The organism is Lentzea sp. NPDC051838, assembly GCF_040681245.1.
GTDB lineage: Bacteria > Actinomycetota > Actinomycetes > Mycobacteriales > Pseudonocardiaceae > Lentzea.
In genome coordinates, this window is the sequence record NZ_JBFAYI010000006.1 from 167,881 (window position 1) to 181,582 (window position 13,702).

The following is a 13,702-nucleotide window of genomic DNA, read 5'->3' on the forward strand; positions in this document are numbered from 1 at the left end:
CCGTGGTCGAGATCGACCTGCTCGGTGAGGTGAGCGCGCGGGTCGGCGGGCACAACGTCGAACTGGGGCCTGCCCGGCAGCGGTGCGTGCTCGCGGCGCTCGCGGTCGACGTCAACAGGACGGTGTCGGTCACGCAGCTCACCGAACGGGTCTGGGGTGACGAGCCGCCCGCGCGGGCACGGGCGACGCTGCACAGCTACCTCTCCCGGTTGCGGCAGGCGGGAATCGAGCTGGTCACGCGGCCGACCGGGTACGCGCTCGTCGCCGAGGAGTCCAGTGTGGACCTCCTGCGGTTCCGGAAGCTCCTCAGGGAGAACAACCTCGGCGACGCCATCGCGTTGTGGCGCGGCGAACCGCTGACGGGTATCGCGGGCGAGTGGGCCGAGCTGACCAGGGAGCGGCTTCACGAGGAGCGCGACGCCGCCGAGCTCGACCTCATCGACGCACGCCTCGACCTCGGTCAAGGTCCGGAACTGCTCGCCTCGATCACCGCGCACGCGACGGACAAACCGCTCGACCAACGCGTGGCGGCACAACACATGCGGGCCCTCGCGCAGTCCGGCCGCGTCTCCGAAGCGCTCGACCAGTTCCACGCGATGCGCACCAGGCTGCGCGACGCCGGCACCGAGCCGGGCCCGGAACTGCGGCGGCTGCACGAGAAACTGCTCCTCAGCGACCAGGACACGGCGGTTCCGCGACAGCTCCCGTCGGCGCCGCCGCAGTTCGTCGGCAGGCAGGAAGACCTGGCCGCGCTGGACACCGCGATGCGCACGGGCGTCGCGGCGATCGCGGGCGCGGGCGGCATCGGCAAGACGTGGCTCGCGCTGCACTGGGCGCACCGCGACCTGCACCGCTTCCCCGACGGCCAGCTGTTCGTGGACCTGCGCGGGTTCAGCCCCGACGAGCGCCCGATGGAACCGGCCGTCGCGATTCGAGGGTTTTTGCACGCGCTCGGTCTCGACGCGAGCCGCATCCCGGCGGATCCGCAGGCCAGCGCGGCGTTGTTCCGCAGCCTCGTCGCCGGGAAACGCCTGCTGGTCGTGATCGACAACGCCGTCGACGCCGCCCAGGTCGCCCCGATGCTGCCCGGCGGCGACACCTGCAAGGTGCTCGTGACCAGCCGCAACCACCTCCCCGGCAGCATCAGTCCCGTCGGTCTCGACGTGCTCGCCGACCGGGACTCGTGCACGTTGCTGGCCACCAGGATCGGCGCGGCCAGGCTGACCGCCGAACCTCTCGCCGTGGCACGGCTGATCGACCTGTGCGGCGGGCTGCCGCTGGCGTTGAGCATCGTCGGCGCCCGCGTGCTGACCGAACCGGACCTGTCGCTCGCCGCCATCGCGCGCCAGTTGGAGGAACTGGGGCTCGGCGCACTCGACGCCGACCCGAGCGTCAGCGTGCCGGTCGTGCTCTCGTGGTCGTACCGGGCGTTGACCTCGAAGCAGAAGACGCTGTTCGCCCTGCTGGGAATCGCGCCCGGCGAGGACATCGATCTCAGTGCGGCCACGAGCCTCGCCGGAATGTCCACACAGGACACCCAAGCAACCCTTCGCGCGCTCGAACAAGCATCGCTGATCTCGATCACCCCGGGCTTCCGCGCGAAGATGCACGACCTGGTGCGGGCCTACGCGGCGGAACGGGCGAAGCACGTCGACAGCGACGAGGCCCTGCACCGGCTCGTCGACCACCACGTGCACACCGCGCACGCCAACGACCGCGTGATCGACCCGCACCGGCCGTTGATCACCCTCGGCCCGGCGATCACCGAGACCACCCCGGCCATCGACAAAGCCTCGGCACTGGCCTGGTTCGACGCCGAACGCGGCACCCGCAAAGCCGTCCAGCAAGCCGCCGCCGCGCACGGCTGGAACGACGCGGTCGTGCTGCTGGCCAGGGTTTCGCACGCGTACCACCAGCACCGCGGCCATCTCGACGACGAGCTGACCATGTGGCAGACCGCCATCGACGCGGCCGACGACCTTCAAGACCGAGTGGTCGCCCATCGCATCATGGGCAGCAGCCTCGGCCAGGTCCAGCGCTACGACGAGGCGCTGCACCACCTCGACGAGGCCCTCGCCCTGGCCGAACAGGTCGGCGAGGCACTCCCCCTCGCCGACGCCCACGGCACGCTGGCCTGGCTGTGGGTGACCCGCGCGGACCACCAGCGGGCGTTCGAGCACGCCCGAGCCTCGTTGCCGCACTACCAGCAGACCGGCAACCAGATGCTCATCGCGTTGGCGCACAACAACATCGGCTACTGCGCCGCGGAGATCGGCGACACCGTGCAGGGCCGCGAGCACGCCACGAAGGCGTTGGCCCTGCTGCACGAGCTCGGCGACCGGCAGGGCGAGGCGGCCGCGGTGTCCACGCTCGCCCGCATAGAGCACCAGGTCGGCAACCACGCCGAGGCGATCACCCTCTACGAGCGGGCGATCGGCCTGTATCGGGCCGAGAACGACGACTACACCACCGCCAAGATCCTCATCGCCCTCGGCCACCCGCATCTGGCTTTGGGCCACCGCGACCAGACCGTTCGGCTCTGGCAGGAGGCGTTGCGGATGCTGGAGCAGCAGGGACGCGAGGACGAGGCGGACCGGGTGCGCAAACAGCTCGCGGAGATCACCCCAGGGGGTTGAGACCAGGGTTCCTCACTGGCGCGAACGCCCCGGGTTCCGAGGAAGCTTGCTCCTGACAGAAAGCATCACGAGGAGCGGAAAAATGGCCACCATCACCCTGAACCAGCAGACCACCGCCACACCCGAGCAGTTCCTCGCCGGGCTCACCGACTTCGGTCCCGGCCGCAAGGAGCTGTTCCCCAACAGCGCCGACGACTACCTGAAGGTGCACGACCAGGGCGCCGGGTTCGCCGACGTGACCGAGGGCAACGGCGGCATCTGGGAGCGTCTGCGCTACGACTGGTCCGACCCCGAGCGCATCGTGCTCACCACCGTCGACTCCAACCTGTGGGGCGGACAGTCCGGCCACACCTACACCTTCACGAAGCAGGCCGACGGCACGACCGTGGTGCACGCCCGGATCGTGCGCGAGGGCAAGAACCTCAAGGGCAAGCTGCTCGGGCTCGTGCTCACCGTCTTCGGCAAGAACGTGCTGGGCGGCGCGTTCGCGAAGACGATCAAGGCCATCGAGGGCGGCGTCAAGAACAGTTAGGTAAGGGTGCGCTAACGTAGCCCGTCGTGAGTATGGTGGTGGAGCAACGCGGGCTGGTTCCCGCACCGGTCAGGGCGAGCAGTCGCCGGTTGCCGGGGCTGGTGGTCCTGCTGGTGCTGCTCGCCGTCTCCGCGGTGCTGTCGCTGGTGATCGGTGCCCGGTCGCTCTCCCCCGCCGAGGTGTGGCAGGGGCTGTTCGGCGACCCCGGCACCGACCAGCGCCTCACCGAGATCACGCTGATCGTGCAGACGTTGCGCATCCCCCGGACCGTGCTCGCGATCGTCGCGGGCCTCGCGCTGGGCGTCGCGGGCGCGTTGATCCAGGGCCACACCCGCAACCCCATCGCGGACACCGGCCTGCTGGGCGTCAACTCCGGTGCGTCGTTCGCCGTGGTGCTCGCGGTCTCCATGTTCGGACTGCAGAACCCGATCCAGTACATGTGGTTCGGGTTCCTCGGTGCCGCGGGAGCCGGCGTGGTCGTGTTCGGGCTGTCGAGCCTCGGGCGCGGAGCCGGCAACCCGCTCACCCTCGCGCTGGCCGGACAGGGCGTGACGGTGTTCCTCGCCGCGATGACCGTCGGGATCGCGTTGGGCGACAAGCTGACCCTGGACGTGCTGCGGTACTGGAACGCCGGTTCGGTGCAGGGCGTCGGGTGGAACGTGATCATCGTCGCCACGATCTTCGTGGTCGTGGGACTCGTGCTGGCGTTGCTCAACCTGCCCACGATCAACCTGCTCAACCTCGGCGACGACGTGGCGCGCGGGCTAGGCGTGAACATCGCGGCGGGCCGGACCATCGGCGTCGTGGCGGTCACGTTGCTCGCGGGAGCGGCCACGGCGGCGTGCGGGCCCATCGCGTTCCTCGGTCTGATGGTCGCGCACATCGCGCGATGGCTGACCGGCCCGGACTACCGCTGGCTCGTCCCGTACGCGGGGTTGCTGGGCAGCTTGGTTCTTCTGCTCGGCGACATCGCGGGCCGGCTGGTCGTGCGGCCGTCCGAGCTCGCGGCCGGCATCGTCATCTCCCTCATCGGCGCCCCGTTCTTCGCGGCGCTGGTCTGGCTCGGGAAGTTCAGGCAGGCATGACCACCACACAGATGCACCCCGGTGTCCGCGTCGGCGGCTGGTCCTGGGTCTGGCGGCCGTGGATCGTGCTGGTGACCCTCGTCCTGGCCGCGCTGACGTTCCTCGTCTTCTGCGTGTCGATCTCGGTCGGCGACTTCACGATCGAGCTGCCCGCGGTGATCAGGACGATCTTCGGCCAGGGCGAGCGCGTCGACGAGTTCGTGATCATGGACCTGCGCATGCCGCGCTCGTTGATCGGCCTGATCGTGGGCGTCGCGCTGGGAGTCTCCGGCGCCCTGACCCAGTCGATCGCGCGCAACCCGTTGGCCAGCCCGGACGTTCTCGGCATCACCGGCGGAGCGAGCGCGACCGCGGTGTTCCTCGTGACTTTGAGCGGTGGCGCGGCGATCACCAATGCGGTCGGCCTGCCCGCGGCGGCGCTGACCGGCGGGCTGCTGACCGGGTTGCTCGTCTACTTCATGGCGTGGCGGCGCGGCATCGACGGCGTTCGGCTGATCCTCATCGGCGTCTCGGTCAGCGCGGTGATGCAGGCTTTGACCACGTGGCTGCTCGTGGTGGCGGACATCCGCGACGTCGCGCGCGCCCAGGCGTGGCTCGTCGGTTCTTTGGACTCGCGGTCGTGGAACGAGGTGTGGACGACGCTGTGGGTCACCATCGCGCTGGTCGTCGTCGTCCTGGTCGTGGCGTTCCAGATGCGGCCGATGCACTTCGGTGACGACGTGGCCGCCGGTCTCGGCGTCCGCTACACGACCGTGCGCGCCGTACTGCTGCTGTGCGCGGTGCTCCTCGCTGGTGTCGCGGTCTCGGCTGCCGGTCCGGTGCCGTTCGTGGCGCTCGTAGCACCGCAGATCACCATGCGGCTGCTGCGTTCTCCCGTGCCGCCGTTGATCGCTTCCGGCCTGTTCGGTGCGTTGCTGCTCATCGGCTCGGACCTCATCGCACGGACCGTGCTGCCCAACGACCTGCCCGTCGGCATCGTCACGGCGATCATCGGCGGGCCGTTCCTCGTCTACCTGCTGGTGCGCGCGAACGTGAAACGCGCCGCCTGAGGTCACTTCTTCGTCGCCACCGCAGCGGTGAGCGCGCTGGTCACCGCCACGATCACCACGGATCCGACTGCGACGATCGTCAGAAGGGTCCACGGGACGTAGACCACGGTCGTACCGATCGCTTTGCGCACCGCGCCGCCGATGCCCGCGAGACCCGCCCCGGCCACCAGGCAGCCGAGCAGCACGCCGATGACCGCGACCGCGATCGCCTCCACCACGGCCGTCCTGACCACCTGGGGCCGCGTCAGCCCGGTCGCGCGGAAGACCGCGAACTCGCGCCTGCGTTCGGTTCCGGCGATGACCACGGAGTTCACCACGGCCATCAGCGCGTACAACCCGGCCAGTCCCATCAGAACGGTCAGGATCTTGACGTTGCCGTCCTGCGCGTTCTCGGCACGAGCGGAAGCCCACTCGGCCACGGTCCGGACGCTGAAGCCCAGTTCCTCGATTCGTCCGGCGACTGCGGCGGGACTTTGCCCGTCAGCGACCTGGACGACGGTCTCGGTCGGCGCGCCCGCCCACACCTGCCTGGGCAACGCCTGACGTGGCACGAGGAAGCTGTCGCCCATCTCCAGGGTCTCCGGCAGTCCCCCGACCACGGTCAGCTGCAACGGTGCCCCTCCTGCCTCGGCGGACAGCACCTGGCCCGGAGCGATCCGATCCGCGTGGAGAGCAGGACCGGTGAACACAGTGGCACCGGTCAGCGCGGACAGATCACCCCACACCGGAGCCAAGGTGTGCGTGCGCGCGTAGTCCGCCGCGTCCACCGCGACGATCCCGGCGTAGAACGACTTCCTGGCCGAAGTGATCGTGATGTCCACGGTGTTCTGCCGTGACGCGACGGCGACGCCCTCGATGCCCGCCAGCCGTTCCGCTTCCTCGCCGGACGACGTGACGACGAGGTGGGCGTTCACCGACCGCTTCGCCTCCTCGCCACCCGCGGCCGACAGCGAGCCGAACGTGCCCGCCAGTCCCAGCAACAGCGCGACCAGCACGATCAACGGCGACGCGGTGGCGGCGCTGCGGCGCACGCCGTCCCGCAGGTTGGCCCGTGCCAGGGTGCTGCCCGGCACCAACCAGGCGGTGAGCGGCACCACCAGCGGGCTGAGCAGACTCATCGCGACCGCGCCGGACATGGAGACGCCGAGCGCCGCCATCATCGCGCCGATCAGGTTCGCTCCCTGCGCCCACAACACCATCGCGATCGTGCAGGCGCCGGCCGACACCCCGAAGAACCACCGCGACACGGTCATCACCGCGGCGGCCTTTCCCGTCTCCCGCAACGCTTCCAGCGGCAGGATCCGCGCCGCCCGCAGCGAGGCGGTGAACACCCCGGCCACCGCGACGCCGACACCGACCACCCCGGACACGATCACCGCCCACAACCGCCACGGTGCCGTGAACCCGTCCGGCAGCAGGCCGATCTCGACGAGCAGCCACGTCTGCGCGTACTTCGCGATCAGTCCGAACGGGACACCGAGCACCGATCCGACCAGGCCGAGCAGCAGGGACTCCGACAGCAGCAGCACCCGCAGCTGGGTGCGGCTGCCACCGGTGAGGCGCAGCAGGGCGAGGTCGCGGCGGCGTTGGGCGACGGTGAAGCCGAACGTGGAGCTCACGATGAAGACCGCGAGGAACATGGCGAGGAAAGCGGTCATGCCCATGACGGTCGCGGCGGCCACGAACCCCTCACGGATCTTGTCCTCGGTCTGGCGGGACATCCCGGGCGGGATCTGCGGTGTACCGGTGGCCACCAGCACAAGCATCGAGGCCTGCACGAGAGCGACACCGACACCGACGCTGAGGATCGCTCCGACGAACAGCTCCCAGCGTTCGCGGAACGTGCTGAACGACAGCTGGAACATCAGCTCTCCAGTTTCGCGAGCCGCTCGGCGACGTCGTGGACGGTCGGTGAGTCGACGCGGTCCACGAGCCGCCCGTCGGCGAGGAAGACGACGGTGTCGGCACTGGCCGCGACCGCCGGGTCGTGCGTCACCATGACGATGCTCTGCCCCACCGTCCTCACCATGGTGCGCAACAACTCCAGGACGACCTTCGCCGAATGGGAGTCCAGCGCGCCGGTGGGTTCGTCGGCGAACAGCACGGCGGGACGGGAGATCATCGCGCGGGCGATCGCGACACGTTGTTGCTGGCCACCGGAAAGTTCACGCGGCTTGTGCGTCGCGCGATCGGCCAGCCCCACACCGGCCAGGGTCTGTCTCACGTCCTTTTTGGACACTCGCACTCCGGCGAGCTTCGAGGGGAACGCGACGTTCTGCTCGGCGGTCAGCGAGCTGATCAGGTTGAAGCTCTGGAACACGAACCCGATCGTGCGGCGGCGCAACTCGGTCAGCGTGCTGTCCGGCGCCCTCGTGATGTCGCGGCCCGCGAGCAGGACGCGTCCGCTGGTGACCTGGTCCAGTCCTGCGGCGCAGTGCAGCAGGGTGGACTTGCCGGAACCGGACGGACCCATGATCGCGGTCCACGTTCCCGCCGGGCAGCTCAGGCTGACGTCGTCGAGCGCAGCCACGCTCGTGTTCCTGGTTCCGTAGTGGCGCGTGACCTGATGCAGTTCCACGGCCTGCCTGTGATCGAACACAGTGGACAGCCAACCGCGCGGGACAGGCCGGCGTCACTGCTCTCAACTGCCGTCTGGAGGTAGCAGAACCTCTACCTTGGCTACGGTGGGGTGGTGCACACGATCTGGGGGTCGATGGCACGACCGGGGTTCCTGCTGAGCGCCTGGCCGTGGCGCGGTGTGGCGTACCTGCTGAGCACGCCGGTCGTGGCGGCGTTCGCGGGCGTGTGGTGCCTGCCCTGGCTGTACCTGGGGTTCCGGCTCATCGGAGGGGAACCAGCGCTCGGAGAGGTGACGCTCACCGCGCTGGGCGGGCTGCTGGCCGTGGCCGCGGGCCCGCTGATCGCCTTGCCCGTGGCGACCGTGGAACGGCTGCGGTTGCGGCTCGTCGGCCTGAAACCGGTGCCGAGACCTCGGCCGAACGGACTGCTGCGCCGCTACACCGATCCGATGGCCTGGCGGGAGGTCGGCTACCTGGCCGTCGTCTCGGCGGCCGCGCTGCCCAGCGCCGCGCTCGCCCTGACCCTGGTGGTGGCCGTCTCGATGATCGTCAGCCCGCTGGTGGTCGAGCCGGGCAGTCCACTGGCACTAGGCGTCGGCCAGGCGGGCACGGCCTCCGAAGCGCTGCCGTACGCACTGCTGGGGCTGGTCCTGCTCGCGGGGGCGCTGTACCTGGCCGCCGGACTCGCCGGCCTGCACGGCGTGGTCGCCAGGAGGCTGCTCTCCGACGAGCGGTTGCGCACCCAGCTCGTCGAGATCTCCCAGTCCCGCCAACGGCTCGTGACGGCGTTCGAGGCGGAACGGCGCCGGATCGAGCGCGACCTGCACGACGGCGCCCAGCAACGCCTGGTCAGCCTGATCCTCCAGCTGGGCATGGCGAAGGTGGAGATGCAGCCGGACTCCCCCGGCACCGAGTTCGTGACGGCCGCGCACGAGCAGGCCAAGCAGGTGCTGGTCGAGCTGCGCGAGCTCATCCACGGCATCCACCCGCAGGCGTTGTCGGACCTCGGCCTGCCGGCCGCGTTGCAGAACCTCGCCGATCGCTCGCCGACCCCGGTGAGCGTCGACTGCGAGATCCCCGAACGCCCGTCCGACGCGGTCGAGAGCGCGGGCTACTTCGTCGTCGCCGAGGCGTTGAGCAACGCGGGCAAACACAGTGGCGCCACCGAGATCAAGGTCTCCGCTGTGGCGCGGCACGACGTCCTCACTGTGGAGATCACCGACAACGGCCGCGGTGGCGCCGACGCCGGTCGCGGCAGCGGGCTGACCGGCCTCGCCGACCGTGCCGCGGCGATCGGCGGCACCCTGTCCCTGTCCAGCCCTTTGGGCGGGCCCACCACCGTGCGAGCGGAGTTCCCGTGCACGTGATCCGCACCGTCCTGGCCGAGGACAGCGCACTGCTGAGGGAAGGCCTCGCCGCCCTGCTCGACAGGTTCGGGTTTGACGTGGTGGCGGCCGTGGGTGACGCGGAAGCCCTCGTCGCGGCCGTCGCCGAACACGCCCCCGACCTGGTCGTCACGGACATCCGGATGCCACCGGGCTTCTCCGACGAGGGCCTGCGGGCGGCCGTGCGCCTGCGCCAGGACCGCCCTGACCTGCGAGTGGTCGTGCTGAGCCAGTTCGTGGAGACCAGCTACGCGGCGGACCTGCTGGACTCCGGCAGCGGCGAGGGCGTGGGCTACCTGCTCAAGGACCGAGTCGGGGACGTGCGGGAGTTCATCTCCGTCCTGCGGCGCGTGGCAGCGGGCGACACCGTCGTCGACCCGCAGGTGGTGCGCACGTTGCTCAAGCGCAACCCGCTGACGGCGCTGTCGAACCGGGAGCTCGAGGTCCTGGGCCTGGTCGCGGAGGGCTACGCCAACGCCGGCATCGCCACGAAGCTCGTCATCAGCGAGGCCGCGGTGAACAAGCACGTGGGCAACATCTTCACCAAGCTCGGGTTCTCGCCGGGTGAGGACCGCAACCGGAGGGTGCTCGCGACGCTCGCTTACCTGAGGTCAGGCTCAGTTAAGTAAGGTTGCCCTATGACCGCGCTCCGCAACGATGCCGCCCGACTGGGTGCAGAAGGCGTCACCGTCGGGTACGCCGACCGCGTCGTCCTGGACAACCTGGACGTCTCCATCCCGACCGGCGTCATCACCACGGTCATCGGCCCGAACGGCTGCGGCAAGTCGACCCTGCTCCGGACGCTGTCCCGGCTGCTCAAACCGCGCCAGGGCACGGTGCTGCTCGACGGCCACGACATCGCGCGGCTCAAGACCAAGGACGTCGCGAAGAAGATGGGCCTGCTCCCGCAGACGCCGATCGCGCCGGAGGGTCTGACGGTCGCCGACCTGGTGGCGCGTGGCAGGCACCCGCACCAGAGTTGGGTGCGGCAGTGGTCGAGCGACGACGCGGGGATCGTCGCGAAGGCGCTGGAGATGACCGGGGTGGCCGATCTCGCGCACCGGCCCGTCGACTCGCTCTCAGGGGGCCAACGGCAGCGCGTGTGGATCTCCATGACGCTCGCCCAGGGCACCGACCTGCTGCTGCTCGACGAGCCCACGACCTATCTGGACCTCGCGCACGCGATCGACGTGATCGACCTCGTCGACGACCTGCACGAGGGCGGCTGCACGGTCGTGATGGTCCTGCACGACCTGAATCTCGCGGTTCGCTACAGCGACAACCTCATCGTGATGAAGTCCGGGTCCATTGTCGCTCAAGGACATCCGAGCGAAGTGATCACGAGCGAACTGCTGCGCGACACATTCGGCCTGCAGGCGAAGGTGATCGACGACCCCGTCAGCGAGCGTCCATTGATCGTCCCTGTCGGACGGACTCATGTGACATCAAAGAGTGACGAAGGACTAGGTTAGCCTGCCCTAACCGGGTGATAAGGTTCGCCTGTCCTAATTTCCCCGCCGCGTGGGCAGCGAACGAAGAGGTGCCGAATGGGCCAGAGAACAGCCATGACCTGGAAGCGATTGACGGCCGTGGCAGCAGCCGCGATCGTCGGGGCGACCGTCCTCGCCGGGTGTGGTTCCTCCACGCCAGCCTCGACGCCGAACCAGAACAACGCCTCCGGTGGCACGTTCCCGACCAAGGTCGAGCACTTCTTCGGCACGACGGAGATCAAGGAAGCGCCCAAGCGCGTTCTCTCCCTCGGCTACACCGACGACCAGACGCTGCTCGCGCTCGGCGTCGTGCCGGTCGGCATGATCGACCAGTACCCGAACCCCGAGGGCACCAAGCCCGACATCAACACCCAGTGGGCCTGGGTGAAGGACAAGTGGGGTTCGACGACGCCCGAGGTCGTCATGAAGAACGGCGACACCGAGCCGAACTACGAGAAGATCGCACAGCTGCGTCCCGACCTGATCGTCGCCGTCTACTCCGAGGCCACCCAGGACTGGTACGACAAGCTGACCAAGATCGCCCCTGTGGTCGGCCGTACCAAGGAGGAGAAGGAGCCCTTCAGCGCGAAGTGGCAGGACAACGTGCTGCAGATCGCGAAGGCGGTCGGCAAGGGTGACGAGGGCGCGAAGCTGATCAAGGGCCTCGACGACAAGCTCGCCGAGGTCAAGAAGGCCAACCCGGCGTTCACGAGCCAGACCGCGTCCGTGATCACCTGGTACAAGGACTCGATCGTCGCGTTCACCACTACCGACGTGCGCGGCCAGCTCGTGGGCGGCATCGGCTTCAAGGGCAACGCGGAGGTCGACAAGCTCGGTGAGGGCGGTTTCTCCGCCAAGCTGTCGCCCGAGCGCGTCGACGTGATCAACACCGACCGCATCTTCGTGATCGCCGACAAGGCGGACGCGGACTCGCTGAAGAACTTCCAGCTGTTCGCGAACCTGCCCGCGGTCAAGGCCGGCAAGGTCACGTGGCTGCTCGACAGCGAGGGCCCGGCGGTCGGCGCCGCGATCTCGCAGGCCACGCTGCCGTCCCTGCCCTACGCGATCGACGAGCTGGCGAAGGCCGCCAAGTCCGCCGGCTGATCAACGCTCAACCCAGCGAAAGGCCTCCCCTCGTGACCACGAGTGTCTCTGGCGCGCCCGCGAAGATCTTGCGCACGGCCACCGGACGGGAGGCCCTTCGCTGGGTGCTCGACCACTGCCGCGCCGCTCCCGCCCTGCCGATCGCCACCGTGGTGGCGACGGTGGTGGGAGCGGTGCTGCAGATCGTCCCGGTGTTCCTTCTGGGCACCGTGGTGGACGGGATCACGCAGGGGCGCGACGCGTCGATCCTGTGGTCGATCGGCATCGCGACCGTCGTCTCGGCACTGGCCGGGGCGGTGATGACCGCGGTCTCGACCTACCTCGTCGGACGGGTCGGCGCGGAAATGCTTGCGCGACTGCGGGAAGGCGCTGTCCGGGCCGTGCTCGGCATGCCGAGCGCGCGCATCGAGCAGGTCGGCCGCGGCGACGTGCTGTCCCGTGTCGGCGACGACGTTGCTGTTATTTCCAAGGGTTTCCGCACGGCCATCCCGACGATCTTCTCGGCGGTCGTGCTGGTGGTGATCGCCACCGCGGGCATGTTCGGGCTCGACTGGCGGCTCGGTGTCGCCGGTGCCTGCGCGCTTCCCGCGTACGCCTTGGCGTTGCGCTGGTACCTGCCGCGGTCGCAGCCGCTCTACCGCGCCCGTTCCGAAGCCCAGGCGGATCGCGCCCAGGCGTTGATCAGCGGCCTCGACGGTATCGCCACAGTGAGGGCTTACCGCCTGGAGAACGCCTTCCGGGACAAGGTGACCGCGGAGTCGTGGCGGGTGCGCAACATCGGCATCGACGTCTTCCGGTTCTTCGGCCGGTTCATCGGACGGGAGAACCGCGCCGAGTTCATCGGTCTCGGCCTGATCATCGTCGTCGGCTACTTCCTGGTGACCAACGGACAATCGTCGCTGGGCCAGGTTTCCGTCGCCGCGCTGTTGTTCCACAAGTTGTTCGTGCCGCTCGGCCTGATCATGGCTTTCTTCGACGAGGCGCAGAAGTCCGGCGCCGGGCTGACGCGTTTGGTCGGTGTGCTCACCGAATCCGACGGCGACGAACTCGTGCGCAGCGCGGTCGCGGTGGACGCGGACGCACAACCACTTCCGGTGTCGGTGCGCGGGCTTTCCTTCCGCTATCCCGAATCCGAGCACGACGTCCTCCAGGACATCTCACTCGAAATCCCCGCGGGCACTTCGCTCGCATTGGTGGGCGCGACAGGCGCGGGCAAGACGACGTTGGCGGCTTTGGTTGCCGGAACGGGAACTCCGCGCACCGGCCAAGTGCACATCGGCACGACGAACCTCGCCGACGTCGACGAAGCAGGCGCCCGCGCGCTGGTGAGCATCCTGACCCAGGAAGCGCACGTGTTCGCCGGACCGCTGGCCGAGGATCTGCGTTTGGCCGCACCGGATGCGACCGATGACGAGCTGATGGACGCGCTGCGCACCGTCGGCGCCGAAGCATGGGTCGAGGCGCTTCCCCAAGGCCTGCACACGGATGTGGGCGAGGGCGGCGAACGTCTTGACGTGACCAAGATCGCCCAGATCGCGCTGGCCCGGCTGGTGCTCGGCCGCTCCCCCGTCGTCGTGCTGGACGAGTCGACAGCCGAGGCCGGCAGCCAGGGTGCCGCCGCGCTCGAACGGGCCGCGCTCGCGGCCTGCCGCGGCCGCACCACGCTGTTGGTCGCGCATCGCTTGACCCAGGCCATTGCCGCCGACCGCATCGCCGTTCTCGACGCGGGACAGGTGATTGAGCAGGGCACGCACGAAGAACTTGTCGCGCGTGACGGGCGTTACGCGGCACTTTGGGCCGCTTGGAGATTCGGATCGGCAAATACTTAGGTTAGGCTCACCT

At 69.2% G+C, this 13,702-nt stretch carries 11 protein-coding genes; 9 read left to right on the plus strand and 2 right to left on the minus strand.

Going from position 1 to position 13,702, the window contains the following annotated elements; translation table 11 throughout:
• Positions 1–2: 2 nt before the first annotated feature.
• The 4 genes from AB0M24_RS16760 to AB0M24_RS16775 all read left to right on the plus strand — a co-directional run bounded on the left by AB0M24_RS16760 (position 3) and on the right by AB0M24_RS16775 (position 5,302).
• Complete coding sequence (locus AB0M24_RS16760; RefSeq protein ID WP_363767536.1) at positions 3–2,636, plus strand: BTAD domain-containing putative transcriptional regulator; 2,634 nt, start codon at positions 3–5, stop codon at positions 2,634–2,636.
• Between the two features lie 82 nt (positions 2,637–2,718).
• Complete coding sequence (locus AB0M24_RS16765) at positions 2,719–3,168, plus strand: hypothetical protein (RefSeq protein WP_363767539.1); 450 nt, start codon at positions 2,719–2,721, stop codon at positions 3,166–3,168.
• 32 nt (positions 3,169–3,200) lie between these two features.
• Positions 3,201–4,253: an iron ABC transporter permease gene (locus AB0M24_RS16770; protein ID WP_363768264.1), complete on the plus strand. Its 1,053-nt coding sequence runs from the start codon at positions 3,201–3,203 to the stop codon at positions 4,251–4,253.
• Positions 4,250–5,302, plus strand: coding sequence for an iron ABC transporter permease (locus AB0M24_RS16775; RefSeq protein WP_363767542.1), 1,053 nt, complete (start codon positions 4,250–4,252; stop codon positions 5,300–5,302). Before AB0M24_RS16770 ends, AB0M24_RS16775 begins: the two co-directional genes overlap by 4 nt.
• A 2-nt stretch (positions 5,303–5,304) precedes the next feature.
• Here the strand turns inward: AB0M24_RS16775 and AB0M24_RS16780 are convergent, their stop codons facing one another.
• Together AB0M24_RS16780 and AB0M24_RS16785 are read right to left on the minus strand one after the other, a co-directional pair.
• Complete coding sequence (locus AB0M24_RS16780) at positions 5,305–7,167, minus strand: FtsX-like permease family protein (protein WP_363767545.1); 1,863 nt, start codon at positions 7,165–7,167, stop codon at positions 5,305–5,307.
• On the minus strand, positions 7,167–7,832 hold the full coding sequence (locus AB0M24_RS16785) for an ABC transporter ATP-binding protein (protein WP_363767548.1): 666 nt from the start codon (positions 7,830–7,832) through the stop codon (positions 7,167–7,169). Before AB0M24_RS16785 ends, AB0M24_RS16780 begins: the two co-directional genes overlap by 1 nt.
• Positions 7,833–7,994: 162 nt before the next feature.
• On the opposite strand from AB0M24_RS16785, the gene AB0M24_RS16790 reads away from it, so the two are divergent.
• The 5 genes from AB0M24_RS16790 (at position 7,995) to AB0M24_RS16810 (ending at position 13,689) form a co-directional block, all read left to right on the plus strand.
• Entirely contained in the window at positions 7,995–9,248 is a 1,254-nt protein-coding gene (locus tag AB0M24_RS16790) for a sensor domain-containing protein (protein ID WP_363767550.1), read from the plus strand.
• Positions 9,248–9,895, plus strand: a complete 648-nt coding sequence (locus AB0M24_RS16795; protein WP_363768267.1) for a response regulator transcription factor — start codon at positions 9,248–9,250, stop codon at positions 9,893–9,895. The genes AB0M24_RS16790 and AB0M24_RS16795 overlap by 1 nt, the downstream gene beginning before the upstream one ends.
• 9 nt (positions 9,896–9,904) lie before the next feature.
• Positions 9,905–10,738 (plus strand): ABC transporter ATP-binding protein, encoded by an 834-nt coding sequence (locus AB0M24_RS16800; RefSeq protein ID WP_363767553.1) that lies wholly within the window; start codon positions 9,905–9,907, stop codon positions 10,736–10,738.
• A 93-nt stretch (positions 10,739–10,831) separates the two neighbouring features.
• On the plus strand, positions 10,832–11,860 hold the full coding sequence (locus AB0M24_RS16805; RefSeq protein ID WP_363767556.1) for an iron-siderophore ABC transporter substrate-binding protein: 1,029 nt from the start codon (positions 10,832–10,834) through the stop codon (positions 11,858–11,860).
• A gap of 32 nt (positions 11,861–11,892) precedes the next feature.
• Positions 11,893–13,689 carry an ABC transporter ATP-binding protein gene (locus AB0M24_RS16810; protein WP_363767559.1) on the plus strand — a complete coding sequence of 599 codons (1,797 nt, stop codon included), beginning with the start codon at positions 11,893–11,895 and terminating at the stop codon, positions 13,687–13,689.
• Positions 13,690–13,702 lie beyond the last annotated feature (13 nt).

Coding starts and splice junctions, on each gene's coding strand:
- AB0M24_RS16765 (WP_363767539.1), top strand. CDS start 2,719: ATGGCCACCATCACCCTGAACCAGCAGACCACCGCCACACCCGAGCAG.
- AB0M24_RS16770 (WP_363768264.1), top strand. CDS start 3,201: ATGGTGGTGGAGCAACGCGGGCTGGTTCCCGCACCGGTCAGGGCGAGC.
- AB0M24_RS16775 (WP_363767542.1), top strand. CDS start 4,250: ATGACCACCACACAGATGCACCCCGGTGTCCGCGTCGGCGGCTGGTCC.
- AB0M24_RS16780 (WP_363767545.1), bottom strand. CDS start 7,167: ATGTTCCAGCTGTCGTTCAGCACGTTCCGCGAACGCTGGGAGCTGTTC.
- AB0M24_RS16800 (WP_363767553.1), top strand. CDS start 9,905: ATGACCGCGCTCCGCAACGATGCCGCCCGACTGGGTGCAGAAGGCGTC.
- AB0M24_RS16805 (WP_363767556.1), top strand. CDS start 10,832: ATGACCTGGAAGCGATTGACGGCCGTGGCAGCAGCCGCGATCGTCGGG.